This window comes from Kutzneria kofuensis (assembly GCF_014203355.1).
GTDB classification, from domain to species: Bacteria; Actinomycetota; Actinomycetes; order Mycobacteriales; family Pseudonocardiaceae; genus Kutzneria; species Kutzneria kofuensis.
Genome location: NZ_JACHIR010000001.1, coordinates 4662872 through 4689362, shown reverse-complemented (window position 1 = coordinate 4689362; position 26491 = coordinate 4662872). Strand labels below are relative to the sequence as shown.

The window sequence follows — 26491 nt, the reverse complement described above, 5'->3', positions numbered from 1 at the left end:
CGGCCATGAGTCAGATCCTTGTCGACCGGCGGGCCCGGGTCGCCGTGCTGACGGTGCACGATCCCGACCGCCGCAACGCGTTGAACCTGTCGCTGGCCACCGAACTGGCCGAGGCGGTGCGGGCGTGCGAGGCGGACGAGCAGGTCGGCGCGATCGTCGTCACGGGCACGCCGCCGGCGTTCTGCGCGGGCGCGGACCTGACGGCGCTGGGCGAGGCCCGCGAGCAGGGCCTCCGCGACATCTATGCCGGCTTCCTCGCGGTGGCGAACTGTTCGCTGCCGACGGTCGCCGCGGTCAACGGCGCCGCCGTCGGTGCGGGCCTGAATCTCGCACTGGCCTGTGACGTCCGACTCGCGGGCGAGCGGGCGCGGTTCGACGCCCGGTTCCTCCAGCTGGGCATTCACCCGGGCGGCGGCATGACGTGGATGCTGCAGCGGATCGTCGGCCCGCAGCAGGCCGCCGCCATGACGCTCTTCAGTTCGGTGTACGACGCGAAGGCGGCCTTGGCGGCGGGACTGGTGCTCGACGTCGTCGACGACGTGGTCGAGCGGGCGGTGCAGCTGGCCAGCCAGGCGGCGGAGGCGCCGCGGGAGCTGGTGATCGCGACCAAGCGCACGATGCGGGCGACGGCGGCGACCACCGCCCACGCCGACGCGGTCGAACTGGAGATCAGACCGCAGCTGGCCTCGATCGACTCACCGGCGTTCGCGGAGCGGCTGGCGGCGCTGCGCCGGCGGATCAGCGGCAACTGAGGGCGTGTCCCACATATCGGACACCGACGAACTTTTCTGTGACGTGCACCGCACCGTCGGGCCTCATCTTACTGGTGGTAAGTACCGTTAACTGCAGGTGCGAGCGCCCCGCCCAGGGTGAGTAGTTTTCGCTGAGACTGTGAGAACACCCGGAGCCCGACGACTACGCTCGTGAAATAGCGCCAGGCCGGCGCCGCCAGCCGGCCGGCGCGACGCGGCCGAGGAGAAAGGCACTGTCGAGCCCATGAGTATTGACGTGGGTAGGGGGACGCGCACAACGGACGTCCGCAAGGTTGATCGAGTTGTGATCCGTTTCGCCGGTGACTCCGGTGACGGCATGCAACTCACCGGCGACCGGTTCACCTCCGAGGCCGCCGCGTTCGGCAACGACCTCGCCACCCTGCCGAACTTCCCCGCCGAGATCCGCGCGCCCCAGGGCACGCTGCCCGGCGTGTCCAGCTTCCAGCTGCACTTCGCCGACTACGACATCCTCACCCCCGGCGACCGCCCCGACGTCCTGGTCGCGATGAACCCCGCCGCGCTCAAGGCCAACATCGCCGACCTCCCGGCCGGCGGGACCCTGATCGTCAACACCGACGAGTTCACCAAACGCAACCTGACCAAGGTCGGCTACGCCTCCAACCCCCTGGACGACGAGTCCCTGGCGCAGTACAACGTGCACCAGGTCGCGATGGCCTCCATCACCCGCGCCGCCCTGGAACCCACCGGGCTGTCGAAGAAGGACGCCGAACGCGCCAAGAACATGTTCGCCCTCGGTCTGCTGTCGTGGATGTACCACCGGGAGACCGCCGGCACCGAACGGTTCCTGCGGGAGAAGTTCGCCAAGAACCCGGCCATCGCCGAGGCCAACATCCTCGCGTTTCACACCGGCTGGAACTACGGCGAGACCACCGAGTCGTTCGCCGTGACCTACGAGGTCGCCCCGGCGAAGCTGGCCACCGGCACGTATCGGCAGATCACCGGCAACACCGCGCTGGCGTACGGGATCGTGGCGGCCGGGCAGTGCGCCAAACTGCCCGTCTTCCTCGGCACCTACCCGATCACCCCGGCCTCCGACGTGCTGCACGAACTGGCGAAGCACAAGAACTTCGGGGTGACCACGTTCCAGGCCGAGGACGAGATCGCCGGCATCGGCGCCGCCCTGGGCGCCTCCTTCGGCGGCGCGCTGGGGGTGACCTCCACCTCCGGGCCGGGGATCGCGTTGAAGTCCGAGACCATCGGCCTGGCCGTGATGACCGAGATGCCGCTGGTCGTGCTGGACATCCAGCGCGGCGGCCCGTCGACCGGTCTGCCGACCAAGACCGAGCAGGCCGACCTGCTGCAGGCCATGTTCGGCCGCAACGGCGAGGCCCCGGTGCCGATCATCGCCCCCCGCTCGCCGGCCGACTGTTTCGACGCCGCCCTGGAGGCCACCCGGATCGCGCTGACCTATCGCACGCCGGTGTTGCTGCTGTCGGACGGCTACATCGCCAACGGCTCCGAGCCGTGGCTGATCCCCGACGTCGACGACCTGCCCGATTTGAGTGTGGAGTTCGCGACCGAGCCCAACGCCACCGACGGGTCGGGGGAGTTCTGGCCGTATCTGCGGGATCCGGAGACGCTGGCCCGGCCGTGGGCGGTGCCGGGCACGCCGGGGCTGGAGCACCGCATTGGCGGGCTGGAGAAGGCCGACAAGACCGGCAACATCTCCTACGACCCGGACAACCACGACAAGATGGTCCGGCTGCGCCAGGCCAAGATCGACGGCATCGCCGTGCCGGACGCCGAGGTCGACGACCCGTCCGGGGCCGCGCGGGTGCTGGTGCTGGGCTGGGGCTCCTCGTACGGGCCGATCGGCGCGGCCTGCCGGCGGGTGCGGCGGCTGGGCATGGACGTCGCGCATGTGCACCTGCGCAACCTCAACCCGTTCCCCAAGAACCTGGGCGAGGTGCTGGGGCGGTACGACAAGGTCGTGATCCCGGAGATGAACCTGGGCCAGCTCGCGATGCTCATCCGGGCCAAGTTCCTGGTCGACGCCGTCTCCTACACCAAGGTGGCGGGTCTGCCGTTCAAGGCCGAGGAACTCCAGGACGTGCTGATCGACTTCGTGAAGGGACTGGACGCGTGACCGCCATCGACCTCGGGCTCCCGACCCTGGGCGGACTCGCCGGGGTGCCGACCTTCGACGGCAAGCAGTCGGCCAAGGACTACAAGACCGACCAAGAGGTCCGCTGGTGCCCCGGCTGCGGCGACTACGCCGTGCTCGCCGCCGTCCAGTCCTTCCTCCCGGATCTCGGCCTGCGCCGCGAGAACATCGTGTTCGTGTCGGGCATCGGCTGCTCCAGCCGCTTCCCGTACTACATGAACACCTACGGCATGCACTCCATCCACGGCCGCGCCCCCGCCATCGCCACCGGCCTGGCGACCTCGCGGGAGGACCTGTCGGTCTGGGTCGTCACCGGCGACGGCGACGCCCTCTCGATCGGCGGCAACCACCTGATCCACGCGCTGCGCCGCAACGTCAACCTGAAGATCCTGCTGTTCAACAACCGGATCTACGGCCTGACCAAGGGCCAGTACTCGCCCACCTCCGAGGAGGGCAAGGTCACCAAGTCCACCCCGATGGGCTCGCTGGACCACCCCTTCAACCCGGTCTCCCTGGCCCTGGGCGCCGAGGCGTCGTTCGTCGGGCGGGCGCTGGACTCCGACCGCAAGCAGCTGACCGAGGTGCTGCGGGCCGCGGCCGAACACCGCGGCTCGGCCCTGGTCGAGATCTACCAGAACTGCCCCATCTTCAACGACGGTGCGTTCGACGTGCTCAAGGAGGCCGGCGAGCGCGAGGAGCGGCTCGTGCCGCTCAAGCACGGCGAGCCGATCCGGTTCGGCGCCGAGGGCCAGCACGGCGTGGCCCGCGACCCGAAGACGGGCTCGCTCAAGGTCGTCGAGGTGGCCGAGGTCGGCGAGGAGAACCTCGTCGTGCACGACGCCACCATCGAGGACCCGTCCTACGCGTTCGCGCTGTCGCGGCTGGGCCACCACAACCTGGACCACACCGTCACCGGCGTGTTCCGCAACGTGCAGCGGGCCACGTACGACGACCTGGCCCGGCACCAGGTGGAGGCGGCCAAGGCCAGCAAGCCGGCCGACCTGGCCGGGCTGCTGCGCGGCAAGGACACCTGGACCGTCGCGGCCGACTGACGTTCCGCACGAAGAAGGCCCCCGGCGATTTCGCCGGGGGCCTTCTTCGTGGGCTACGCGCCAGGAGTGAAGCCGGCCCGCTCCGCCTCCTCGGTGCTGCGGAACCAGACCTCGGCCTTCACACCGTCGAAGTCGCCGCTGCCGGCCGCGTGATACGTCCGCGAGCCGAGCACGGCCTTGACCCGGTAGTCGTCCGACGGGGCCGAGCCGTCCGGCTTGGGCAGCGCCGAACCGGGGCCGAACGGGGTGCGCGGGCCGCCGCTGGACGGCCGGCGGATCGGGGCCGCGTCGGTGTTGCGCGGCATCGAGCTGAACTGCGCCCGCGGCCGGAACGGGGCCGGGTCGAACGGCTGCGGGCCGGCACCGAGCCCGTTGCCGCCGCGCGGCCACGAACTGCTCACCGTGCGCTTGGGCAGGCCGGCCGGGGTGGACGCCGGGGGCTGCGGCTTCTCCGCCTCCAGCAGCTCCGGGGCCAGGATCGGGGTGAACGGCACCGAGTCGGTGGACGAGAACGACCTGATCGTCGGCTCCTGGATCGGCTGGAAGCCGTCGAGGTCGTCGTACGGGTCGTCGCCGTCCGGGTCCAGCACCGGCTCGAACAGCGAGCGGGGGCGGGCCACCGCCTCCATCGGGGCCGGCTCCGGGCGCGACGGCTGCGGGCGGGTCGGCAGCGGCGTCGACTCCGCGGGCTCCGGCGGGGTCACGCTGCCGGGCGGGGTGAGAGCGCCCGGCGGGATCGGCTTGCCGAACTGGTTCGGGTCCAGCCGGATCGGCTCGGCCAGCGCCTCCAGCTGCACCTCGCCCTGCTCCGGTTCGGGCTCGGGCTGGTCGAAGGCCTCGACCGGCTGGAAGGAGGACGCCGCGGGCTCGGACTCGAAGGCGTGGGTCGGCTGGAACGACGACGCCGGCTCCGACTGGAACGCCTGCGTCGGCTGGAACGACGACGCAGCGGGTTCCGGCTCGGAGGCGTGGGCGGGCTCCGGCTCGTCCTCGTGCTCCTCGACCCGGCTGTGCCGGGACGCCGGCTCCGGCTCCGGCTCGTCCTCGGCGAGCTCACCGGCCAGCCGGCGCTCCTGCACGGCCTTCTCCGCCGCGGCGATCACCGACACCGCGACCGGGCCGGTCGTCTCGGCGGCCGCCTCGCGCTCCGACTCGGTCAGCTCCTCGTCGACGACGTCGTCGACCAGGTGCTCGTCCTCCAGCTCGTCGGCCGGGGCGTGGGCGAGCTGGCCGTGCGCCTGGGTGGCCGGCCCGTGGTCGGCCAGCTCCATGTCCTCGTGGTCGTCCCGGGCCGGCGGCAGGATGCTGGTCGTCTCCGCCGCGTTCGCCTCGCCGATCACCCGGTTGATCGCGGCCGTCATCTCGGCCGGGCTGGGGTTGGGGATGGGCGGCGCGGCCGGGATCGGCGCGTGGATCTGCGTCGGCTGCTCGTCGGCCGGCGGCTGCGGCTGCTCGGGCGCCGGCTCCGGCTCGTGCTGGGCCACCGGCTCCGGCTCGGGGGCGGGCTCCGGCGTCTTGACCGGCTCCGGCTCGGCCTCGTGCTCGTGCTCGGCGTGGTGGTCGTGCCCGGCGGGTTCGAAGGACGTGCCGAGTTCGAACGACTTGGCCGGTTCGATCGGCTCCGGCTCGTACGGCTGGGCGTAGCCCAGGTCCTGCTCCGGCGTCGGGGCGACCAGCGTGCGCGGCGACTCCGCGGGCTGCTCGCGCTCCCACGAGGGCAGCCGGTCCGGGTCCCAGCTCGGGCTCGGCGGCGGGTGCTCGTCGACGATGCCCGTGCGCTCGGCGTCGGTCTCCACGGACGGCTGTGGCGGCGGCATGGCGTCGGCCCGCTTGGCCTTCGCGAGCTGGATCTCCAGCTGCCTGACCTGCTTGCGTAGCGGTCGCGTGAACAGCACATGGTCGAGTCCCGCGCCGATCACGAACGCAAGCAGGCACAGCAACCACACCTGCCCGAACACCCACATCACCGGACTACACCCTCCTAGTGCCTGCTGGCCCTTGCGGCAGGCTAACGGCCGCCGGCCCGTTCGGGGGCCTTGCCCGTTCAGGGCAGCATGACACTAACGGGTGAGCAGTTCAGTATGTGCGGGCCACCACATAGTCGGCCAGCGAGTCCAGCGCGTCCCGGGCCGGACCTGCGGGAAGAGCCGCCAGGGCGGCGCGGGCGCGGTCCGCGTAGCCGGCCAGCGTCTGCCGGGCCTGCTCCATGCCCGCCGACTCGCGCAGCAGCTTCAGCGCCTCGTCCACCAGGTTGTCATCGGCGATCGGGCCGGCCAGCAGCTCGCGCAGCCGGTCGCCCTGCGGGTCCGGATCGGTCAGCGCGTACAGCATCGGCAGCGTGCGGACGCCCTCGCGCAGGTCCGTTCCGGGCGTCTTGCCCGACTCCGTCGCCGGGGAGGCGATGTCGATGATGTCGTCCGAGATCTGGAAGGCCGAGCCGCAGGCGTCGCCGTAGGTGCTCAGCGCCTCCACCTGCTCCGCCGGCACGCCCGCGAACATGGCGCCGAAGCGGCCCGCCGTGGCGATCAGCGAGCCCGTCTTCTCGTCGATCACCTTCAGGTAGTGCGCCACCGGGTCCTGGCCGGCCGCCGGGCCGATCGTCTCGCGCATCTGGCCGGTGACCAGCTGGCTGAACGTGCCGGCCATGATGTGGCCCGCCTCCGTGCCCAGGTCCGCCACCAGCTTGGAGGCGTGCGCGAACAGGAAGTCGCCGGTCAGAATCGCGATCGTGTTGTCCCAGCGGGCGTTCGCGCTGACCGCGCCGCGGCGCATCGTCGCCTCGTCCATCACGTCGTCGTGGTACAGCGTGGCCAGGTGGATCAGCTCCACCACCGCCGCCGCCTTCGTCACGTCCTCGCGGTCCGCGTCGCCGAACTGCGCCGCCAGCAGCGTGAACAGCGGGCGGAAACGTTTGCCGCCCGCGTCGACCAGGTGCAGCGAGGTCTCCGTGACGAACTCGAGGTCGCTCTGCACGACCGAGCGCAGCAGGTTCTCGACTCTGCTCAGGCCGGCACTCACCGCGTCGGCCAGTGCCGGGTCGGCGAAGTCGAATCGGATGCCCTGCTCCCTGGCGGGATGCGTGCTCTGGTTGCCCGTCACGTGGATGTGTCCCCTACAGCGGCCCGGCTGCTGGCTGTTTCCCCAGCAGTAGTGTCACGTCCCCAGCAGCGTAATCGCCGCGAGATCGGTCGTGCCTGGGTAGTGGTGCGGAGAACTCCAGGATAGCTCCGCCGCCTCGATCCGCAGTCGCCCGATCACTGTAGGTCGCCAGACATGGAACCACCTTTGGTCACCCATAGCACCCAAACTGTCACGCAGTGCGTATAGCATTGATGCTATGAGCTGGGGTACCGTCGAGCTGGAACCGGAAGTGCTTGACTGGCTGGAGAGCCTGCCCACCGGGCAGTTCGCCGGTGCGGCCTTCTACATCGACCTGTTGGGCGATCGGGGGCCGTTGCTCGGTGAGCCGCATACCCGGCAGCTCGACGGCAAGCTTCGGGAACTCCGGTTCTATCTGGACGGATTGCCTGTTCGGGTGACGTACTGGATCGCGAGCGGGAGGCGGATCGTGCTGCTCACCGTGTTCCGCAAGACTCGGATGCGGGAAGAGCGTGAGGTGCAGCGTGCCCGTCGCGCCATGAGACGGTGCATCCAGCAGCAGCACACGCCGGACGAGGACGGGAGCGACACCGATGGCTGAGCGGAGCAGCTGGCAGGAGCTGCGTGACCGGCGCATGGCCGAACCCGGGGCGGGCGAGAGTTACGCGGCCGCCCGGCTGGCCTTCGAACTCGGCAAGGCGGTGCGGGAGATGCGCGAGCGGCGGGGCTGGACCCAGGCGCAGCTGGCGGCGGCTGCCGGCATGACGCAGTCGGCGGTCGCGCGGTTCGAGGCGGGCGGGACGGTGCCGACGATCCCGGTGCTGGACCGGGTGGCTCAGGCGCTCGGCGCGAAGCTGGTGGTCAAGCTCGCGGCCTGAGACGAAGACGAAAGGGGCGGCCCCGAGGTGGGGCCGCCCCTTTCGTGTGGAAAGACGCCTCAGCCGAGGAAGCCGCCCTTGGCCCAGTCGAGGACGAAGCCGGGGACGACACCGAGCAGCAGGGTGATGAAGACGCCCAGGGAGATCGCCACCGTGGTGAAGGCGCCGGGCACGGTGACGGTGGGGCCGTCCTCGGCGGGCTCGCTGAAGTACATCAGCACGACGACGCGCAGGTAGAAGAACGCGGCGACGGCGCTGAAGACGAGGGCGATCACGACGAGGGGGGCCATGCCGTCCCTCAGGGCAGCGGAGAAGACGACGAACTTGCCGACGAAGCCACTGGTGAGGGGGATGCCGGCGAGGGCGAGCAGCAGGAAGGTGAAGACGGCGGCCAGAAGCGGGGAGCGCTTGGCCAGGCCGGCCCACTCGGACAGGTCCGAGGCCTCGCCGTTGCCCCGGCGCACCAGGGAGATCACGCCGAAGGACGCGATGGTGGTGAAGCCGTAGGCGACCAGGTAGAAGAGCGTGGACTGGAGGCCGTCGGTGTTCAGGGCGATGGCGCCGACCAGGATGAAGCCGGCGTGGGCCACCGACGAGTAGGCGATCATGCGCTTCACGTCGGTCTGGGTCAGACCGAAGATGGCGCCGATGGCCATGGACACGATGCACACGGCCCACAGCACGCCCCGCCACTCCCACTGAGTGGACTGGAACGCGACGGTGAGCACCCGCAGGATGCCGCCGAACGCGGCGACCTTGGTGCAGGCGGCCATGAACGCGGTCACGGGAGTGGGAGCGCCCTGGTAGACGTCGGGGGTCCAGGCGTGGAAAGGACCGACGGCGGCCTTGAAGAGCAGGCCGACGACGAGCAGGCCGAGACCGCCGAACAGCAGCGTGTCGGACCGGTTGGTGCCGACGGCGGCATTGGCGATGTCGGTCAGCCGCACGGAACCGGAGTAGCCGTAGAGCAACGCGGTGCCGTACAGGAAGAACGCGGAGGCGAAGGCGCCGAGCAGGAAGTACTTGACGGCGGCTTCCTGCGAGATGAGCCGGCGCTTCCGGGCCAGACCGCACATCAGGTACAGCGGGAGGCTGAGCACCTCCAGCGCGATGAACATGGTGAGCAGGTTGTTCGACGCGCTGAACACGAGCATGCCGCCGAGCGCGAACAGGAACAGCGGGAACGCCTCGGTCTGCAGCGCCCCGTCCGGGTCCACGGTCTTGTCGGCGATCAGCAGCAACGCCAGCAGCCCCAGCGCGAGCAGCGTGCCCCAGAGGAACAGCGCGGGCTTGTCGATGGAGATGACGTTGGCGAGGGTCAGCACGCCGGTGTGCCCGGCGACCCCGCCCTTGGCGGCGTCGCTGTTGAGGAACAGGATCAGCGCGACGCCGGCGGCGAGGATCGCCACCACGCACAGCCCGACCTGCCACGCCCAGCGCGACTCCTTGGCCATGAAGGCCTCGAAGAGCACGCCGACGCAGGCGGCGCCGAGAATGATCAGGATCGGCGCGATCGCCGCGTACGACACGTCCGGCGGCGAGATCTGGTTCTGGGCCTGCAGGAGGTATTGGGAGAGCACGTCACTTGCCTTCCTGCGCGGGCACCGGATCGGTCACGCCCACCGCGCTCATGGTCGCCGACACCGACGGGCCGACGATGTCCAGCACCGGCTTGGGATACACGCCAAGCACCACGATCAACAGCACCAGCGGCGCGAGCACCGCCAGCTCCCGCCGGTTCAGGTCGGTCACCGCGGCCCTCTCCGGGTCGGTCGCCGCGCCCGGCCCGCCGGACACGCCGACCAGCGCGTTGCCCCGCACCGGACCCTGCATGACCCGCTGGTACAGCCACAGCACGTACAGCGCGGCCAGGATCATGCCGATGGTCGCCAGCACCGAGTACACCGGCTGCGTCGGGTACGAGCCCAGCAGCACCAGGAACTCCGAGACGAACGAGTTGGTGCCGGGCAGCGACAGCGTCGACAGGCCGGCCACCAGGAACAGCCCGGCCAGCAGCGGGGTCAGCTTCGACATGCCGCCGTAGTCGGCGATCTTGGTCGACCCGCCGCGGGCGATCACCATGCCGATCACCAGGATCAGCATGCCGGTCGCGATGGAGTGGTTGACCATGTACGACACCGCGCCGACCTCGGACTGCGAGGTGAAGGCGAAGATGCCGATCGCGATGAAGCCGAAGTGGGCGATCGACACGTACGCGATGAGCCGCTTGAGGTCGCTCTGCCCCACCGCGAGCAGCGAGCCGTACAGCACGCCGATCACGCCGAGCACCAGGACCAGCGGCGCGAGCGCCTTGCTGGCCTCGGGGAACATCGGCAGCAGGTAGCGCAGGAAGCCGAAGGTGCCGACCTTGTCCAGCACGCCGACGAGGATCACGGCCACGCCGATCGGCGCCTGCTCGGCGGCGTCGGGCAGCCACGTGTGCAGCGGCACCAGCGGCGCCTTGATGGCGAAGGCCAGGAAGAAGCCGAAGAACAGCCACACCTGGGTGCCCAGCGGCGCGTCCCGCACCACGGTCACCAGCGTCGCCCAGTCGAAGGTGCCCTGCCCCAGCTTGTCGGCGGCCAGCGAGTAGCAGCCGATCGCCGAGGCCAGCATGATCAGGCCGCCGAGGAACGAGTACAGGAAGAACTTGACCGCCGCGTACTGCCGGCGCGGGCCGCCGTAGCCGCCGATCAGGAAGTACATCGGGATCAGCATGATCTCGAACAGCACGTAGAACAGGAACACGTCGGTGGCGGCGAACACGCCGACCATCAACGCCTCCTGCACCAGGATCAGCGACAGGAAGCCGCCGGCCGACCGGCCGGTGGGCAGCTTGTCGGCCCAGCCGGCGCCGATCACGATCGGCACCAGCAGCGCGATCACGCCGATCATCACCAGCGCGATGCCGTCCGCGCCGAACGACAGGTGCACGCCCAGCTGCGACATCCAGTCCACCGACGAGGAGAACTGGATGCGGGCGCCGCCCGGCTCGTAGCTGATCCACAGCAGCACCGCGAGCACGAACTCGACCAGGGTCACGCCGAGGGCGGTGATCTTGGCGGTCCGGTCGTCGTTCTTCAGGAACGCCACCACCAGCGCGCCGACCAGCGGCAGCACCAGCAGGGCGATCAGCAACCCAGTTCCCATCAGGAGAACCTCACCATCAGCAGAGCCGCGACCACCAGGACGGAGCCGCCCAGCATGGTCAGCGCGTAGGACCTGACGAACCCGGTCTGGGTGCGTCGCAGCAGCGAGGACAGGAAGCCGAGGGTGCCGGCCAGTCCCGTGACGGCGCCGTCGACGCCCTTGTCGTCCATGACGACCAGGCCCCGGGTGAGCGCCTCGCCCGGCTTGGCGAACAGCGCCTCGTTCAGGGCGTTGCCGTACAGGTCGGCGCGGGCCGCGCGGACCGGCCAGGAGACCTTGGCCGGCTTCTCCAGCGGAACGTCCTTGCGCCCCACGAACAGCCAGGCCAGCCCGGCGCCGATCACCATGAGCGCCAGGGAGATCACCGTCAGGCCGATCTCCGGGATCGGACCCGCCTCGGCCTCCCGGAGCTGACCGAGCGACGGCTCCAGCCACTGCGCCAGCCGGTCGCCGCTGGTCAGGAACCAGCCGGCGCCGATGGAGCCGACGGCCAGGATGATCATCGGCACGGTCATCACGGCCGGCGACTCGTGCGGGTGGAAGTCCTTGCCGTCCTCGGACTTGATGTCCTTCCAGCGTTCCTTGCCGAAGAAGGTCATCAGCATCAGCCGGGTCATGTAGAACGCGGTCAGCGCGACGCCGAGCATGGCCGCCCCGCCGAACACCCAGGCGTGCCAGCCCTCACCCGAGAACGCCGCCTCGATGATGGCGTCCTTGGAGTAGTAGCCGGACAGGAACGGGAAGCCGATCAGGGCCAGGTAGCCGAGGCCGAAGGTGACGAACGTGATCGGCATCCGCTTGTACAGGCCGCCGAACTTGCGCATGTCGACCTCGTCGTTCATGCCGTGCATGACCGACCCGGCCCCGAGGAACAGCCCCGCCTTGAAGAAGCCGTGCGTGAGCAGGTGCACGATGCCGAGCGCGTAGCCGATCGGGCCGAGGCTGACCGCGAGGATCATGTAGCCGATCTGGCTGACGGTCGAGTACGCCAGCACCTTCTTGATGTCGTCGTAGGCGCAGCCGACGATGCACCCGATCAGCAGCGTGATCGTGCCGATGATGGTGACGACCAGCCGCCCGTCCTCGGTGAGGTTGTAGATCGGGTTGGACCGGGCGATCAGGTACACACCGGCGGTGACCATGGTTGCCGCGTGGATGAGGGCGGAGACCGGGGTCGGGCCCTCCATGGCGTCCGGCAACCAGGCCTGGAGCGGGAACTGGCCGGACTTGCCGCAGGCGCCGAGCAGGAGCAGCAGGCTGATGGCCAGGATCGTGCCCGGCGACAGCGTGTTGATCCGCGAGAAGACCTCGCTGTACTGCGTGGTGCCGAGGTTGGTGAACATCAGGAAGATGGCGATGGCCAGGCCGACGTCGCCGACCCGGTTCATCAGGAACGCCTTCTTGGCCGCGGTCGCCGCGGACGGCCGGTTCTGGTACCAGCCGATCAGCAGGTACGACGCGAGACCCACGCCCTCCCAGCCGAAGTACAGCGTCACGAAGCCGTTGCCCAGCACCAGCAGCAGCATCGCCGCGACGAACAGGTTGAGGTAGGCGAAGAACCGCCGCCGCCCGTCGTCGTGCGACATGTAGCCGATCGAGTAGATGTGGATCAGCGAGCCGACGCCGGTGATCAGCAGCACGAAGGTCACCGACAGCGGGTCCAGCCGCAGGCCGAAGTCGACCTGCAGGGCCTGCACCGGGATCCAGGAGAAGATGTGCAGCTCCGAGACCCGGTGCGCGGCGTCGTGACTGGTGGTGTCGAAGAACAGGATCACGCCGTACACGAAGGCGGCGAGCACCGTCGCGCAGCCGAGCAGGTGGCCCCACTTGTTGGCGGCCTTGCCGGCGAGCAGCAGCACGACCGCGCCGACCAGGGGCAACGCGAGCAGCAGCCAGGCGGACTGCCCGACCGCGGAGATATCCGTCATTTTCCCGGTCGCCCCTTAGTACTTGAGCAGGTTCGAGTCGTCGACCGAGGCCGAGCGACGGGTCCGGAAGATGGCCATGATGATCGCCAGGCCGACCACGACCTCGGCGGCGGCCACCACCATCACGAAGAAGCCCATCACCTGGCCGTCGAGCTGGCCGTTGATCCGCGAGAACGTGACCAGCGTGAGGTTCACGGCGTTGAGCATCAGCTCGACGCACATGAACACCACGATCGCGTTGCGCCGCACCAGCACGCCGATCGCGCCGATGCTGAACAGCAGCGCGGACAGCAGCAGGTAGTACGTCGGCGTCATCGGTTCGCCTCCTCGGCCGTGCCGGTGCCGGTCAGCGCGTGCGCGTCGGCGTGGTGCTCGGTGCCGGCGACCTCGGCCCGGTCGTGCTCGAACGTCTCCGAGGCGGTGGCCTCGATCAGCTCGGACAGTGACTCGGGCGCGACGGAGCCGTCCGGCAGCAGCGCCGGGGTGGCCACCGAGTTGGCGGTGGCGAACACACCCGGGCCGGGCAGCGGGGAGGGCCGGTTGCCGCGGAAGCGCTCGATCACCAGCTCGCGCTGGGACTTGAGGGCCTGCTTGCTCTTGCCGACGAAGGCCAGCACCATCGCGCCGACGGCGGCGGTGATCAGCAGCGCCGAGGTCAGCTCGAACGGGAACAGGTAGTCGGTGAAGATCAGCTTGCCGACGTTGGTCAGGTTGCCGCCCTGGTTGGCCTGGGCCAGCCCGGCCGAGGGCACCTGGGACACCGCGCGCAGCAGCGCCGAGACGGCGACGCCGGCGAAGCCGATGCCGAAGACCGCGGCGATCACCCGCTGCCCGCGCAGCACTTCCACCACCGAGTCGGAGCTGTCCCGGCCGACCAGCATCAGCACGAACAGGAACAGCATCATCACCGCGCCGGTGTAGACGATGATCTGCACGAAGCCCAGGAACGGCGCCTGCTGCAGCATGTACAGCACGCCGAGGCTGAGCATCGTCAGCACCAGGAACAGCGCGGAGTGCACGGCGTTGCGGGCGAACAGCATGCCCAGGCCGCCGAGCAGGGCCAGCGGGCCGAGGATCCAGAAGCCGACCGCCTCGCCCGTGGTGACCACGTCCGCCGGCGGCGGCGCGGTCTGCTGCTGTTGCATGACGAACTGCAGGAGCGCGCTCACTTGGCCGCCTCCCCTCGGGCCAGCTCAGGACCGTTCACGTAGTAGTCCTGCTCGTTCTCGCCCAGCCGCATCGGGTGCGGCGGCTGCTCCATGCCGGCCAGCAGCGGCGCCATCAGGTCTTCCTTGGTGAAGATCAGGCGCTGTCGGTCGTCGTCGGCCAACTCGTAGAAGTTGGTCATGGTCAGCGACCGGGTCGGGCAGGCCTCGATGCACAGGCCGCAGCCGATGCACCGGAGGTAGTTGATCTGGTAGTCCTTGCCGTACCGCTCACCGGGCGAGTAGCGCGCGTCCTCGGTGTTGTCGCCGCCCTCGACGAAGATCGCGTCGGCCGGGCAGGCCCACGCGCACAGCTCGCAGCCGACGCACTTCTCCAGCCCGTCCGGGTGCCGGTTGAGCTGGTGCCGGCCGTGGTAGCGGGCGGCGGTCGGCCGGTAGTCCTCCGGGTACTGCTCGGTCACGACCTTCTTGAACATCGTCGAGAAGGTGACGCCGAAGCCCTTGAGGGGATCAAGAATCCCCATCGCTGGCCTCCTTCGGGGTGGACGACGCCGCCACGGCAGCGGGCTCTTGCGGTGCGGCCGGTTTGGCCACGGCCTGGCGGCGCTTGGGCGCCTTCGGGACCTTCAGGTCCAGCGGGGGCAGCGGGTAGCCGCCGCCGGTGACCATGACCCGGTCCGGGTCGGCGGCCTGCTTGCGCTCGGGGATGAGCGCGACGACCACGAGGACGGCCACGATCATGATTCCGATCAGCATGATCATGCCGGCCGCGCCCCAGTCGTTGGCGTGCGGGAACGCGCGGACGCACACCACGAGCACGATCCACACCAGGCTGACCGGCACCAGGACCTTCCAGCCGATGCGCATGAACTGGTCGTAGCGCATGCGGGGCAGGGTGCCGCGCAGCCAGACGAAGGTGAACAGCAGCACCATCATCTTGCCGACGAACCAGAGCAGGCCCCACCAGCCGGTGTCGAAGTAGCCGTCGCCGATCAGGTTGAACGGCAGCGGCGCGTGCCAGCCGCCGAGGAACAGCGTGGTGGCGAAGGCCGAGACGGTGACCATGTTGATGTACTCGGCCAGGAAGAACAGCGCGAACTTCAGCGAGCTGTACTCGGTGTGGAAGCCGCCGACCAGCTCCGACTCGGCCTCGGCGAGGTCGAACGGGGCCCGGTTGGTCTCGCCGACCATGGAGATCACGTAGATCACGAAGCTCGGGAACAGCGTGAGCACGTACCACGGGCCCTGCTGCGAGTTCACGATCTCGGCGGTGGACAGCGAGTGCGACAGCAGGATCACGCCGACGATGGACAGGCCCATCGCGATCTCGTACGAGATCACCTGCGCGGCCGAGCGCAGCGCGCCGAGCAGCGGGTACGGCGAGCCCGACGACCACCCGGACAGCACGATGCCGTAGACGCCGATGGACGAGCAGGCCAGCACCACCAGCACGCCGACGGGCAGGTCGGCCAGCTGCAGCGCGGTGTCGTAGCCGAAGATGTTGACCTCGCCGCCGAACGGCATCACCGAGAAGGCGAGGAACGCCGGCACCGCGGAGATCACCGGCGCCAGGAAGAACACCCACTTGTCGGCCAGGACCGGCCGGATGTCCTCCTTGAACGCCAGCTTCAGGCCGTCCGCCAGGGACTGCAGGAGGCCGGCCGGGCCGACCCGGTTGGGGCCGGGCCGGTGCTGCATCCTGGCCACGACCCGGCGCTCGAACCAGATCATGAACAGCGTCATCACGACCAGGAAGACGAAGATCGCCAGGGTCTTGACGATCACCAGCCACAGCGGGTCGCCGGCCAGCAGCTGTCCCGTGTTCGGGCTGGGAGCTGATGCCAGGTACCTCATGCGTCACCTCCGCCAGCGTGCAAGGTCACCGCGGCGCCGTGCCCGACGCCCAAAGTCCGCCGCAGCCGCGAGCCGCCGGAGTTGCCCGGCAGCCACACCACGTCCTCCGGCAGGTCGGCCAGCTCGACCGGCAGCGTCACGCTGCCCCGGTCGGTGGCCACGGTCGCGGCGTGCCCCTCTACGACGCCGAGCCGGTCGGCGGTCGCCGGCGACACGCGGACCACCGCGGTGCGGGCCGTGCCGGCCAGGTTCGGCTCGTCGTCCTGGAGCGAGCCGTTGTCGATCAGCTGCCGCCAGCTGGCCAGCAACACCTTGCCGGCGGCCGCGACCGGGGCCGGCGGCGCGGGCACCGCGGGCGGCTCGGCCCGGCGGCTGGTGCGCGGCTCGCCCAGCCGGGCCAGGTTCGCCGCCGCGGCCGCGGGCGTCTGCGTGAACAGGTCCGCGTCCATCTCCACGGCCAGCGTGTCCAGCACCCGGCAGTCGGGCAGCGCGCCGGTGCCGTCCAGCGTGGTGCTGAAGGCGCGGTCGCGGTTCTCCCAGTTGCGGTAGCTGCCGGACTTCTCCGAGGACGGCGCGATCGGCAGCACGACGTCGGCCCGCTCGGTGACGGCGCTGGGCCGCAGCTCCAGGCTGACCACGAACGCCTTCTCCAGCGCCCGCAGTGCCAGCTCCGGGTCGGCCAGGTCGTACGGGTCGACGCCGCCGACCAGCAGGCCGGCCAGCTCGCCGGACGCCGCCGCGGCCAGGATGCCGTCGGTGTCGCGGCCCGGCTCGGCCGGCAGCGCGCCGGCCTCCAGGCCCCACGCCTGCTCGACCTCGGCCCGCAGCGTCGGGTCGGTGACCAGACGCCCGCCGGGCAGCAGGTTCGGCAGCACGCCGGCCTCCAGCGCGCCGCGTTCGCCGGCCCGGCGCGGGATCCACGCCGCGCGGGCGCCGGTGCGCTCGGCCAGCCGCAGCACCGAGGAGAACAGGCCGGGGATCTCGGCGGCGCGCTCGCCGACGAGGATCACCGCCCCGCTGCCGGACAGCGCCTCGAACGCCTCCGCGGTGGTGGAGTTGAAGAACAGGCCCTCGATCGCCGCCGGCTCGCCGCCGGGAACACAGCGCAGCAGCGTGCCGTTGGTCTTCTCGACGGCGCCGCTGGTGTGCTGGCCGAGGTGGAACACCTTCGTCCGACCGGTGCGGGCCGCCTTGCGCAGCCGCAGGAAGACGATCGGCGACTCCTCCTCCGGCTCGAAGGCGACGCACAGCACCGCGGGCGCTTTCTCCAGGTCGGCGTAGGTGACGCCGCCGTTGTCCGGGGAGGTGCCGACCACGTGCGAGGACAGGAAGTCCAGTTCCTCGGCGGAATGCGGCCGCGCCCGGAAGTCCACGTCGTTGCTGCCCAAGGCGACTCGCGCGAACTTGGCGTACGCGTAGGCGTCCTCGACGGTCAGCCGGCCGCCGGCCAGCACGCCCGCGCCGCCGCCTGCCTTGGCCGCGGCCAGGCCCTCGGCGGCCGCGCGCAGCGCGTCCGTCCACGAGGTCTCGACCAGGTCGCCGGTCTCCGCGTCACGCACCATCGGCCGCAGCAGGCGGTCGGCGGCGGTGGCGTAGCGGAAGGCGAACCGGCCCTTGTCGCAGTTCCACTCCTCGTTCACGGCCGGGTCGTCGCCGGCCAGCCGGCGCATCACCTTGCCGCGCCGCCAGTCCGAACGCTGTGCGCAGCCGGACGAGCAGTGCTCGCACACGCTCGGCGTGGACATCAGGTCGAACGGGCGGGCACGGAACCGGTAGGCGGCGCTGGTGAGCGCGCCGACCGGGCAGATCTGGATGGTGTTGCCGGAGAAGTAGCTCTGGAACGGCTGCTCCTCGGCGATGCCGATCTGCTGCTGCGCGCCGCGCTCCAGCAGGTCGATGAACGGGTCGCCGGCGATCTGCTTGGAGAACCGGGTGCAGCGCTGGCACAGCACGCAGCGCTCCCGGTCCAGCAGCACCTGGCTGGAGATCGGGATCGGCTTGGGGAAGGTCCGCTTGGTCTCCACGAACCGGGAGTCGCTGCGGCCGTGGGCCAGCGCCTGGTTCTGCAGCGGGCACTCGCCGCCCTTGTCGCAGATCGGGCAGTCCAGCGGGTGGTTGATCAGCAGCAGCTCCATCACGCCCTGCTGGGCCTTGTCGGCCACCGGCGAGGTGTGCTGGGTCTTGACCACCATGCCGTCGGCGACGGTCATGGTGCAGCTGGCCTGCGGCTTCGGCATCGGCCGGCCGCCCATCTCCACCTCGACCAGGCACTGCCGGCAGGCGCCGGCCGGGTCGAGCAGCGGGTGGTCGCAGAACCGCGGCACCACGATGCCCAGCCGCTCGGCGGTGCGGATCAGCAGCTCTCCCTTGGGGGCCACCACTTCCAGGCCGTCGATGGTGAGCTTGACGTGGCCCTCGGGAACGACGAGTTCCGACGAAGAAGGCTTCTCAGGTGCGACAGTCATGTCTCAGTGCGCTCCTGCCAGTGCGTGCTTCCCGGTGCTGGCCGCGTTCTGTTCGCACAGCGCCAGGAACTCGTCCTTGAAGTACTTGATGCCGCTGGTGATCGGGCTGACCGCGCCGTCACCGAGCGCGCAGAACGAGCGCCCCAGCACGTTGTCGCAGATGTCCAGCAGCGTGTCGATGTCGCTGGGCGTGCCCTCGCCGCGCACCATCCGCTGCAGGATCTGCACCAGCCAGTAGGTGCCCTCCCGGCACGGCGTGCACTTGCCGCAGGACTCGTGCTTGTAGAACTCGGTCCACTTCATCACGGCCCACGGCACCGACACCGTCTCGTTGAACAGCTGGATCGCGGTGGTGCCCAGCATCGAGCCGGCCTCGGCCGCGCCCTCGAAGTCCAGCGGCACGTCCAGGTGCTCGGCCGTGAACAGCGGGGTGGAGCTGCCGCCCGGCGTCCAGAACTTCAGCGGGATGCCGTCCTTCATGCCGCCGGCCAGCTCCAGCAGCTCGCGCAGCGTGGTGCCCATCGGCGCCTCGTACTGGCCGGGGTTGGTGACGTGGCCGGACAGCGAGAAGATCTTCGGGCCCGGCGAGCGGTCCCGGCCCATGGTGCGGAACCAGTCCGAGCCGCCGTTGACGATGAACGGCACGCTGGCGATGGTCTCCACGTTGTTCACCACGGTCGGCGACTCGTACAGGCCGGAGGTCGCCGGGAACGGCGGCTTGAGCCGCGGCTGGCCGCGCAGGCCCTCCAGCGAGTCCAGCAGCGCCGTCTCCTCGCCGCAGATGTACGCGCCGGCGCCGGCGTGGATCACCACGTCCAGGTCGAAGCCCGAGCCGAGGATGTCCTTGCCCAGGTAGCCCGCCGCGTACGCCTCCTTGACCGCGGCCTGCATCCGGCGGATGCAGTGCAGCGCCTCGCCGCGCACGTAGACGGCGGCGAAGTTGGCCCGGATCGCGTACGAGGTGATGATGATGCCCTCGACCAGCGAGTGCGGGTCGGCCATCATCAGCGGGATGTCCTTGCAGGTGCCCGGCTCGCCCTCGTCGGCGTTGATGACGAGGTAGTGCGGCTTGTTGTCGCCCTGCGGGATGAAGCCCCACTTCATGCCGGTCGGGAAGCCCGCGCCGCCGCGGCCGCGCAGCCCGGAGTCCTTGCACAGCTGGATGAGCTGGTCCGGGTGGGCCGTCAGCGCCTTGCGCAGCGCGGTGTAGCCCTCCAGCTGCTCGTAGGTCCGGATCGTCCACGACCTCGGCGACAGCCACCGCTTGGTCAGCACCGGGGTCAGTGGTTTGACGTCGTTGCTCACTGCCGCCCCCTCACTTCTTCTCCGGCAGAGCGGGGAAGGAGACCGAGTCCGGCATCGCCGGCGCGGTCCACCCCTTCTCGTGCGCGATCTTGGCTCCGCGCAGCGTCTCCGGCGCCGCCGACGGACCGTCCACATCGGACTCGCGGTCGTCGAGGAAGCCGGCCAGCTGCAGCTCCACCTGGCGGAAGTCGGTCAGCGGCGCGCCGCGGGTCGGGTCCGGCTTCTTGCCGGCCTGCAGCTGCTTGACCAGGTCGAGCGCCGACTCCGGCGTCTGGTTGTCGAAGAACTCGTAGTTGACCTGCAGCACGGGGCCGAGGTCGCAGGCGGCCAGGCACTCGGCGTGCTCCAGCGTGATCGAGCCGGGCTCGCCCGGCACGCCCGAGGTCTCCTCGTGACCCAGCGGCTTGCCGTCGCTGCCCAGGTGCTGGCGCAGCGAGTCGTAGATCGCGTCGCCGCCCAGGGCCGCGCACAGCGTGTTCGTGCACACGCTGACCAGGTGCTCGCCGCACGGCCGGCGCTTGTACATCGTGTAGAAGGTGGCCACCGCGCTCACCTCGGCGGTGGTCAGGTCGAGCTGGTCGGCGCAGAACGCGATGCCGTCCACGCTGACGTAGCCCTCGACCGACTGCACCAGGTGCAGCATCGGCAGCAGCGCCGAGCGGGACCGCGGGTACCGGGCGATGATCGCCTTAGCCTTGTCCGCGATCTCCGTGCCGAACAGCTCGTCGGAAAGATCAGAGGTCACCGGTCACACCCACCCATCACCGGGTCGATCGAGGCCACCGCGGCGATCACGTCGGCGACCATGCCGCCCTCGCTCATCGCCGGCATCGACTGGAGGTTCACGAAACTTGGCTCCCGCACGTGCACCCGCATCGGCCGGGTGCCGCCGTCGGAGACGACGTGGTAGCCCAGCTCGCCGCGCGGCGACTCCACCGGCACGTACACCTGGCCGGCCGGCACCGCGAAGCCCTCGGTGACCAGCTTGAAGTGGTGGATCAGGGACTCCATCGACTGCCCCATGATCTTGCGCACGTGCTCGAGCGAGTTGCCCATGCCGTCCGAGCCGATCGTCAGCTGCGCCGGCCAGGCGATCTTGGCGTCCTCTACCATGACCGGGCCCGGCTCCAGCCGCTTGACCGCCTGCTCGATGATCCGCAGCGACTGGTGGATCTCCTCCAGCCGCAGCAGGTAGCGGGCGTAGCAGTCGGCGTCGGTCGAGGTGGGCACCTCGAAGTCGTAGGTCTCGTAACCCAGGTACGGCTCGACCTTGCGCATGTCCCAGGCCAGGCCGGCCGACCGCAGGATCGGGCCGGTGATGCCCAGCGCCAGGCAGGCGTCCACCGGCAGCACGCCGATGCCGGCCAGCCGGTTGCGCCAGATCGGCTGCCCGGTCAGCAGCTTGTCGTAGTCCGGCAGCCGCTTCTTCATCAGCTTGACGAAGTCGGTGATCTTCTCGACGGCGTCCACGGGGAAGTCCTGCGCGAGGCCGCCGGGCCGGATGTAGGCGTGGTTCATCCGCAGGCCGGTCAGGAACTCCAGCAGGTGCAGGACTTCCTCGCGCTCACGGAAGCCGGCGGTCATACCGGTCAGCGCGCCCAGCTCCATGCCGCCGGTGGCCAGCGCCACCAGGTGCGAGCCGATGCGGTTGATCTCCATCAGCAGCACGCGGCCGACCTGGGCCCGCTGCGGCACCTCGACGCCGAGCAGCTTCTCCACGGCCATGCAGTACGCGGCCTCGTTGAACAGCGGCGCCAGGTAGTCCATGCGCGTCACGAAGGTGACGCCCTGGGTCCAGTTCCGGTACTCGACGTTCTTCTCGATGCCGGTGTGCAGGTAGCCGATGACGGTGCGGCCCTGGGTGACGGTCTCGCCCTCCAGCTCCAGCACCAGCCGCAGCACGCCGTGCGTCGACGGGTGCTGGGGGCCGAGGTTCATCACGATGCGCTCGTTGCCGAGCGCGTCCTCGACGACCTCGTCCCAGTCACCGCCGAAGACGTTGAAGACGGTGCCCTCGGTGGTTTCCCGGGAGCTCGCGTAGATGTCCTCTTCGGTGCTGCTCATGAGTACGACCTCCGCTGGTCGGGCGGCGGGATCTCGGCGCCCTTGTACTCGACCGGAATGCCGCCGAGCGGGTAGTCCTTGCGCTGCGGGTGGCCGTCCCAGTCGTCCGGCATCAGGATTCGGGTCAGCGCGGGGTGGCCGTCGTAGACGATCCCGAACATGTCCCAGGCCTCGCGCTCCTGCCAGTCCGCGGTCGGGTAGACCTCGACCACGCTGGGCACGTGCGCGTCGTCCACGTCGAGGCAGACCTCCAGCCGGATCCGGCGGCGGTAGGTCATCGACGTGAGGTGGTAGACGGAGTGCAGCCGCTGCGGCACGTCCACGCCGTAGTCCACACCGGACACCGAGCTGCACAGCTCGAAGCGCAGCGCCGGGTCGTCGCGCACGATGCGGGCGACGTCCAGCAGGTGCTCGCGGCGGATGTAGAAGGTGATCTCGCCGCGGTCCACGGTGATCTGCTGCACGGTGTCGGCCGGCAGCTCCGCGTCGTTGAGCGCGGCCAGCAGCTCGTCGGCGACCTCGTCGAACCAGCCGCCGAAGGGCCGTTCGCTGGGCGCGGCCACGTGGGCCGGCAGCCGCAGGCCACCGAAGCCGGAGGTGTCGCCGGAGCCGGAGATGTGGAACATGCCCTTGCGGGCACGGCCGGTGAACAGCGGACCGCCCGCGGGCTCGGCGCCGCGCGGTTCGAGTCCGCCGGCCGGGCGGTCGGCGCTGGACTGCTCGCCGCCGGGCTCTGGGGTGGTGGGCTTGTCGTCAGTCACGGGAACGCTTCACTCCCCGGCGGTGAGCTGGTGGCGGTGGCTGGGGTCGACCGGGCCGCGGTAGCTCTTGCTGCCGGGCTTGCCGTAGTGGACCGAGGACGGCACCAGTTCGGTGCGGTGGCCCGAGGCGGCCAGCAGCGCGGCGCGCTTGGCGCCCAGCGGCTCGTCCATGATCTTCTGGTGGATCTTGAGGATGGCGTCGATGAGCATCTCGGGGCGGGGCGGGCAGCCCGGCAGGTACATGTCGACCGGGACGATGTGGTCGACGCCCTGCACGACGGCGTAGTTGTTGAACATGCCGCCCGACGAGGCGCACACGCCCATCGCCAGCACCCAGCGCGGCTCCGGCATCTGGTCGTAGATCTGGCGCAGCACCGGGGCCATCTTGTTGGTCACCCGGCCGGCCACGATCATCAGGTCGGCCTGCCGCGGCGAGGCGCGGAAGACCTCCATGCCGAAGCGCGCCAGGTCGTAGCGGGGCGCGCCGGTGGTCATCATCTCGATCGCGCAGCAGGCCAGGCCGAAGGTGGCCGGCCACAGCGACGACTTGCGCGTCCAGTTGACCAGTTTCTCGACACTGGCCAGCAGGATCCCGTTGGGGAGCTTCTCCTCAAGACCCATCTCGCCGCTCCCTAGGTCAGTTCCAGTCCAGGCCGCCGCGGCGCCACACGTAGGCGTAGGCGAACCCGACGGTTGCGATGAACAGGACGATCTCCACGACCCCGAACAGCCCCAGGGCGTCGGAGTTCACCGCGAACGGGTAGAGGAAGACCATCTCGATGTCGAACAGGATGAACAGCATCGCGGTGAGGTAGTACGCCACCGGCATCCGGCCGCCGCCGACGATCGGCTGCGGCGACGGTTCGATCCCGCACTCGTAGGCGTCCAGCTTGGCCTTGTTGTAGCGGCGGGGACCGGTGAACGGCGCGGCCGTCACCGAGAACAACGCGAATGCGGCCGCCAGCACGAACAGGCACACCAGCGGGACATAGGCCCCCAGAGCCGAGGGGGCCGCTGCGGCTTCAGCGACGTTCAGCACCTTTTCGTCTCCTCCGTGTGGGGCCGATCACCGGCCTCGTGACGGAACCCTAGGGGTGACGTTCGCCGCACCATCGGTAAGGCAGACCTAACTTCGACCGCCCCGACCTGCGCGTTCATCGACACCTCCCACCGTCGACGCCTGCCAGCCTTGTGAAATTCTTCACAAGCTTGTGAACCAGTTCACAAGCGAGCCGAGTGTATGCCCCCCTCCCCGGGGTCGCCCAGGGGGTTGACAACAGGGACAGTTCAAGATCATGTCGAGTGGCTTTCGGCTACGCCGATCGGGTGTTTTCGTCAATTGGCGGACAATGCTCCGGAAATGAAAAATCCCCTCGTACGAGGGGATTTTTCGCCGCTTCCACCTGCGGAAACGTCATGTCACGGAGCGTGATCGGCCACGGCCTCTCCGACCCGTGTGATCATCATCTCAGACCGCCGGCGCCAGCCTCGTGGCCAGCGTGATCACCCGGTCCATGGCGTCGCCGTCCTTCTCGTCGTACAGGCCCGCGAGCAGCTTCAGCACCAGCCGCATCAGCGCCTCCTGCGGCATGCCGTAGCGGGTGGCCGTGCGCATGATCGTCGGGTTGGCGATCAACTTCGAGAAGATGTTGCCGAGGCGGTAGTAGCTGCCCAGCGCCTCGCGCAGGCGCGTCGGGTAGCCGTACAGGGCGTGTTCCCGGGACATGCCGGCCGGGCGGGCCATCGCCTGCACCACGCACTCCGCCGCCAGCCGCGCCGACTCCATGGCGTAACCGATTCCCTCGCCGTTGAACGGGTTCACCGTGCCGCCCGCGTCGCCGACCAGCAGCAGGCCGTCGCGGTAGTGCGGGGTGCGGTTGAAGCCCATCGGCAGCGCCGCGCCGCCGACCTTTCCGATCGCGTTCTGGTCGCGGAAGCCCCACTCCTCCGGCGTCCCGTCCAGCCAGGTCTTCATCAGCGCGCGGTAATCCGTGCTGCCGAAGGCCTTCGACGTCGACAGGATGCCCAGGCCGACGTTGACCGTGCCGTCGCCCATGCCGAAGATCCAGCCGTAGCCCGGCATCAGCACCGGCTTGGCCGGGTCCGTGCGGTCCCACAGCTCCAGGTGCGACTCCAGGTAGTCGTCGTGGGTGCGAGGGCTCTTGTAGTAGCGGCGAACCGCCACACCCATCGGCCGGTCGTCGCGCTTCTCGATACCCATCGACAGCGCCAGCCGGGCCGACACCCCGTCGCACGCCAACACGATCGGCGCCCGGAACTCCTTGCCGTCCTTGGACTTCACGCCCACGATGCGCCCCGTGCGCTCGTTGCGGACGGCGCTCGTGACCGTGGTCGCCTCCTGGAGGCGGGCCCCCGACTTCTGCGCGTTGCGGGCCAGCATCTCGTCGAAGTCCTGGCGGGGGCGGACCACGCCGTAGGGCGGGAAGCTCGCCAGCTCCGGCCAGGGCAGCTCCAGCCGCGTGCGGCCGGCGATCACCCGCAGGCCCTTGTTGTGCAGCCAGCCCGCCTCTTCCCGGGTGTCGATGCCCAGGTCGATCAACTGCTTCACGCCGCGCGGCGTCAGCCCGTCGCCGCACACCTTCTCCCGCGGGAAGGTGCTCTTCTCCAGCAGCAGCACGTCCAGCCCGGCCCGCGCCAGGTACGTCGCGGCGGTCGAACCGGCAGGCCCGGCCCCCACCACGATCACGTCGGCGTCGTCGCCGGCCTGGCCTCGGCTGGGCGTGCTCATGCCGGACTCCCTCGTGAATTCGTTCACTTGCAGGTCGAAGCGAGTCTAACTGTGGACAACCGCGAGCCCTGTCGGCGAGTTGTCCACAGCCGTCGGAGGGGTAGTTGCGCAGGCACGATCCGTGCCCACCATTGAACGAGTGCCCCGATGCAACACGAGAGACGTGGCCGCGCTGGCCGACATGTTCCCCGACGCCGTCGCCACCTGGACGGACCTGCTGCGGCTCGGTGTGCCCCAGGGGCTACCGGCGCGCAAATGCCAACCGGGCGGCGGCTGGACCCGGCTGCTGACCGGCGTCTACCTCTTGACCGGCGGCTCGCCGACCAGACGCCAGATGGTTCGAGCCGCTCTGCTCCGGGCCGGTCCCGGGTCGGCTCTGACCGGTGTCGAGGCAGCTCACCGACATGGCGTGCGGCGGCTTCCCACGGACGATTCGGTGCACGTGCTGGTGCCCAACGCCCGTGCCTTGGCCAGCCAATCGTTCATGGTGGTGGAGCGATCCCGCCGGCCGTGGTCCGCCCGCCTGGCCGACGGATTCCCACTGGTGAGCGTCGAGCGGGCGCTCGTCGACGCCGCGCGGAGGGAGCAACGGCTCGATGTGGTCCGGGCCATGCTCGCCGACGGCCTCCAGCGCGGGCTGTGCACGGTCGCATCGCTGACCGACGAAGTTGTGGTTCGTCGACTGCGTGGTACCGCCATCGTGCGGACGGTGCTGTCCGAGGTCAGCGACGGTGTGCGGTCGGCCGCCGAGGCATGGGCCCGTTCCCTGGTCCACGGCAGCAACCTCCCGGCGCCGGCGTGGAATGTCGCATTGCGCACAGCCGACGGCCGCAGCCTTGGTGTCGTGGACGCGTGGTGGGATGACGTCGGCCTCGCCTGGGAAATCGACTCGTTGGAGTTCCACCTGACGCCAGACGGGTACGCGCGAACGATGCGCAAGCACTCCGCCCTGGCCAGCGCCGGTGTCCTCGTCGTTCACACACTGCCCTCTCAGCTGCAGCGAGACACCGCCGCCGTGCTCCGTGACCTCACCACCGCCCACGCCAGCGCCGCCACCCGCCCACGCCCTCCCGTACAAGCAGTCCTCGAGTAGCCGTTTTTTCTCCACGTGAGTGGCTCATT

23 protein-coding genes are annotated in these 26491 nt (G+C 69.9%); 6 read left to right on the top strand and 17 right to left on the bottom strand.

The features are described from left to right. The first annotated feature begins 5 nt into the window (after nucleotides 1-5). From BJ998_RS21740 to BJ998_RS21730, 3 genes are all read left to right on the top strand, one after another. Nucleotides 6-752, top strand: a complete 747-nt coding sequence (locus BJ998_RS21740) for an enoyl-CoA hydratase (RefSeq protein ID WP_184864338.1) — start codon at nucleotides 6-8, stop codon at nucleotides 750-752. Nucleotides 753-996: 244 nt separating this feature from the next. After that, nucleotides 997-2880 carry a 2-oxoacid:acceptor oxidoreductase subunit alpha gene (locus BJ998_RS21735; protein ID WP_184864336.1) on the top strand — a complete coding sequence of 628 codons (1884 nt, stop codon included), beginning with the start codon at nucleotides 997-999 and terminating at the stop codon, nucleotides 2878-2880. Next, a complete protein-coding gene (locus tag BJ998_RS21730; RefSeq protein ID WP_184864334.1) occupies nucleotides 2877-3950 on the top strand; it encodes a 2-oxoacid:ferredoxin oxidoreductase subunit beta in 1074 nt (357 codons plus the stop codon). The genes BJ998_RS21735 and BJ998_RS21730 overlap by 4 nt, the downstream gene beginning before the upstream one ends. 53 nt (nucleotides 3951-4003) lie before the next feature. Here the strand turns inward: BJ998_RS21730 and BJ998_RS48655 are convergent, their stop codons facing one another. Further along, on the bottom strand, nucleotides 4004-5914 hold the full coding sequence (locus BJ998_RS48655; protein ID WP_446685014.1) for a sunset domain-containing protein: 1911 nt from the start codon (nucleotides 5912-5914) through the stop codon (nucleotides 4004-4006). A gap of 112 nt (nucleotides 5915-6026) precedes the next feature. Then, nucleotides 6027-7007, bottom strand: a complete 981-nt coding sequence (locus BJ998_RS21720; RefSeq protein ID WP_184868850.1) for a polyprenyl synthetase family protein — start codon at nucleotides 7005-7007, stop codon at nucleotides 6027-6029. 280 nt (nucleotides 7008-7287) lie between these two features. On the opposite strand from BJ998_RS21720, the gene BJ998_RS21715 reads away from it, so the two are divergent. Both BJ998_RS21715 and BJ998_RS21710 read left to right on the top strand, forming a co-directional pair. Continuing rightward, entirely contained in the window at nucleotides 7288-7650 is a 363-nt protein-coding gene (locus BJ998_RS21715) for a type II toxin-antitoxin system RelE/ParE family toxin (RefSeq protein WP_184864330.1), read from the top strand. Continuing rightward, on the top strand, nucleotides 7643-7927 hold the full coding sequence (locus tag BJ998_RS21710) for a helix-turn-helix domain-containing protein (protein ID WP_184864329.1): 285 nt from the start codon (nucleotides 7643-7645) through the stop codon (nucleotides 7925-7927). The genes BJ998_RS21715 and BJ998_RS21710 overlap by 8 nt, the downstream gene beginning before the upstream one ends. Before the next feature lie 59 nt (nucleotides 7928-7986). On the opposite strand, the gene nuoN is transcribed toward BJ998_RS21710, so the two are convergent. From nuoN to BJ998_RS21635, 15 genes are all read right to left on the bottom strand, one after another. Next, complete coding sequence (gene nuoN / locus BJ998_RS21705; RefSeq protein ID WP_184864326.1) at nucleotides 7987-9507, bottom strand: NADH-quinone oxidoreductase subunit NuoN; 1521 nt, start codon at nucleotides 9505-9507, stop codon at nucleotides 7987-7989. A 1-nt stretch (nucleotide 9508) separates the two neighbouring features. Further along, entirely contained in the window at nucleotides 9509-11077 is a 1569-nt protein-coding gene (locus BJ998_RS21700; RefSeq protein ID WP_184864325.1) for an NADH-quinone oxidoreductase subunit M, read from the bottom strand. Beyond that, complete coding sequence (gene nuoL / locus BJ998_RS21695) at nucleotides 11077-13005, bottom strand: NADH-quinone oxidoreductase subunit L (RefSeq protein ID WP_184864323.1); 1929 nt, start codon at nucleotides 13003-13005, stop codon at nucleotides 11077-11079. The genes BJ998_RS21700 and nuoL overlap by 1 nt, the downstream gene beginning before the upstream one ends. Before the next feature lie 15 nt (nucleotides 13006-13020). After that, nucleotides 13021-13320 (bottom strand): NADH-quinone oxidoreductase subunit NuoK, encoded by a 300-nt coding sequence (gene nuoK, locus BJ998_RS21690; protein WP_184864321.1) that lies wholly within the window; start codon nucleotides 13318-13320, stop codon nucleotides 13021-13023. Continuing rightward, nucleotides 13317-14150 carry an NADH-quinone oxidoreductase subunit J gene (locus tag BJ998_RS21685; RefSeq protein WP_184868849.1) on the bottom strand — a complete coding sequence of 278 codons (834 nt, stop codon included), beginning with the start codon at nucleotides 14148-14150 and terminating at the stop codon, nucleotides 13317-13319. The genes nuoK and BJ998_RS21685 overlap by 4 nt, the downstream gene beginning before the upstream one ends. Before the next feature lie 20 nt (nucleotides 14151-14170). After that, complete coding sequence (nuoI, locus tag BJ998_RS21680; RefSeq protein ID WP_043721408.1) at nucleotides 14171-14695, bottom strand: NADH-quinone oxidoreductase subunit NuoI; 525 nt, start codon at nucleotides 14693-14695, stop codon at nucleotides 14171-14173. Then, the gene (gene nuoH, locus BJ998_RS21675) at nucleotides 14682-16025 is read right to left on the bottom strand and encodes an NADH-quinone oxidoreductase subunit NuoH (protein WP_184864319.1); all 1344 of its coding nucleotides are present in this window, start codon (nucleotides 16023-16025) and stop codon (nucleotides 14682-14684) included. The genes nuoI and nuoH overlap by 14 nt, the downstream gene beginning before the upstream one ends. Beyond that, a complete protein-coding gene (locus BJ998_RS21670; RefSeq protein ID WP_184864317.1) occupies nucleotides 16022-18490 on the bottom strand; it encodes an NADH-quinone oxidoreductase subunit G in 2469 nt (822 codons plus the stop codon). The genes nuoH and BJ998_RS21670 overlap by 4 nt, the downstream gene beginning before the upstream one ends. A 3-nt stretch (nucleotides 18491-18493) precedes the next feature. Continuing rightward, nucleotides 18494-19795: an NADH-quinone oxidoreductase subunit NuoF gene (gene nuoF, locus BJ998_RS21665; protein WP_184864316.1), complete on the bottom strand. Its 1302-nt coding sequence runs from the start codon at nucleotides 19793-19795 to the stop codon at nucleotides 18494-18496. Between the two features lie 10 nt (nucleotides 19796-19805). Then, nucleotides 19806-20540, bottom strand: a complete 735-nt coding sequence (gene nuoE / locus BJ998_RS21660; protein WP_184864312.1) for an NADH-quinone oxidoreductase subunit NuoE — start codon at nucleotides 20538-20540, stop codon at nucleotides 19806-19808. Next, entirely contained in the window at nucleotides 20537-21859 is a 1323-nt protein-coding gene (locus BJ998_RS21655; RefSeq protein ID WP_184864311.1) for an NADH-quinone oxidoreductase subunit D, read from the bottom strand. Before BJ998_RS21655 ends, nuoE begins: the two co-directional genes overlap by 4 nt. After that, a complete protein-coding gene (locus BJ998_RS21650) occupies nucleotides 21856-22620 on the bottom strand; it encodes an NADH-quinone oxidoreductase subunit C (RefSeq protein ID WP_184864309.1) in 765 nt (254 codons plus the stop codon). Before BJ998_RS21650 ends, BJ998_RS21655 begins: the two co-directional genes overlap by 4 nt. A gap of 9 nt (nucleotides 22621-22629) precedes the next feature. Further along, complete coding sequence (locus BJ998_RS21645) at nucleotides 22630-23241, bottom strand: NuoB/complex I 20 kDa subunit family protein (RefSeq protein WP_184864307.1); 612 nt, start codon at nucleotides 23239-23241, stop codon at nucleotides 22630-22632. A 16-nt stretch (nucleotides 23242-23257) separates the two neighbouring features. Next, nucleotides 23258-23659 carry an NADH-quinone oxidoreductase subunit A gene (locus tag BJ998_RS21640; RefSeq protein WP_043721392.1) on the bottom strand — a complete coding sequence of 134 codons (402 nt, stop codon included), beginning with the start codon at nucleotides 23657-23659 and terminating at the stop codon, nucleotides 23258-23260. A 429-nt stretch (nucleotides 23660-24088) separates the two neighbouring features. After that, complete coding sequence (locus BJ998_RS21635; RefSeq protein ID WP_184864304.1) at nucleotides 24089-25369, bottom strand: geranylgeranyl reductase family protein; 1281 nt, start codon at nucleotides 25367-25369, stop codon at nucleotides 24089-24091. A 139-nt stretch (nucleotides 25370-25508) separates the two neighbouring features. Here BJ998_RS21635 and BJ998_RS21630 point away from each other — a divergent pair, with 139 nt between their 5' ends. Continuing rightward, complete coding sequence (locus BJ998_RS21630) at nucleotides 25509-26462, top strand: hypothetical protein (RefSeq protein WP_184864302.1); 954 nt, start codon at nucleotides 25509-25511, stop codon at nucleotides 26460-26462. Nucleotides 26463-26491: the final 29 nt, after the last annotated feature.

What these genes read in the sequence shown, in the direction of transcription:
- nuoL (WP_184864323.1), bottom strand. Translation starts at nt 13,005, where the DNA reads ATGACGGATATCTCCGCGGTCGGGCAGTCCGCCTGGCTGCTGCTCGCG.
- BJ998_RS21740 (WP_184864338.1), top strand. Translation starts at nt 6, where the DNA reads ATGAGTCAGATCCTTGTCGACCGGCGGGCCCGGGTCGCCGTGCTGACG.
- BJ998_RS21735 (WP_184864336.1), top strand. Translation starts at nt 997, where the DNA reads ATGAGTATTGACGTGGGTAGGGGGACGCGCACAACGGACGTCCGCAAG.
- BJ998_RS21715 (WP_184864330.1), top strand. Translation starts at nt 7,288, where the DNA reads ATGAGCTGGGGTACCGTCGAGCTGGAACCGGAAGTGCTTGACTGGCTG.
- BJ998_RS21710 (WP_184864329.1), top strand. Translation starts at nt 7,643, where the DNA reads ATGGCTGAGCGGAGCAGCTGGCAGGAGCTGCGTGACCGGCGCATGGCC.
- BJ998_RS48655 (WP_446685014.1), bottom strand. Translation starts at nt 5,914, where the DNA reads ATGTGGGTGTTCGGGCAGGTGTGGTTGCTGTGCCTGCTTGCGTTCGTG.
- BJ998_RS21670 (WP_184864317.1), bottom strand. Translation starts at nt 18,490, where the DNA reads ATGACTGTCGCACCTGAGAAGCCTTCTTCGTCGGAACTCGTCGTTCCC.
- BJ998_RS21635 (WP_184864304.1), bottom strand. Translation starts at nt 25,369, where the DNA reads ATGAGCACGCCCAGCCGAGGCCAGGCCGGCGACGACGCCGACGTGATC.
- nuoK (WP_184864321.1), bottom strand. Translation starts at nt 13,320, where the DNA reads ATGACGCCGACGTACTACCTGCTGCTGTCCGCGCTGCTGTTCAGCATC.
- nuoH (WP_184864319.1), bottom strand. Translation starts at nt 16,025, where the DNA reads ATGAGGTACCTGGCATCAGCTCCCAGCCCGAACACGGGACAGCTGCTG.
- BJ998_RS21645 (WP_184864307.1), bottom strand. Translation starts at nt 23,241, where the DNA reads ATGGGTCTTGAGGAGAAGCTCCCCAACGGGATCCTGCTGGCCAGTGTC.
- BJ998_RS21700 (WP_184864325.1), bottom strand. Translation starts at nt 11,077, where the DNA reads ATGGGAACTGGGTTGCTGATCGCCCTGCTGGTGCTGCCGCTGGTCGGC.
- BJ998_RS21685 (WP_184868849.1), bottom strand. Translation starts at nt 14,150, where the DNA reads ATGCAACAGCAGCAGACCGCGCCGCCGCCGGCGGACGTGGTCACCACG.
- nuoI (WP_043721408.1), bottom strand. Translation starts at nt 14,695, where the DNA reads ATGGGGATTCTTGATCCCCTCAAGGGCTTCGGCGTCACCTTCTCGACG.
- BJ998_RS21655 (WP_184864311.1), bottom strand. Translation starts at nt 21,859, where the DNA reads ATGAGCAGCACCGAAGAGGACATCTACGCGAGCTCCCGGGAAACCACC.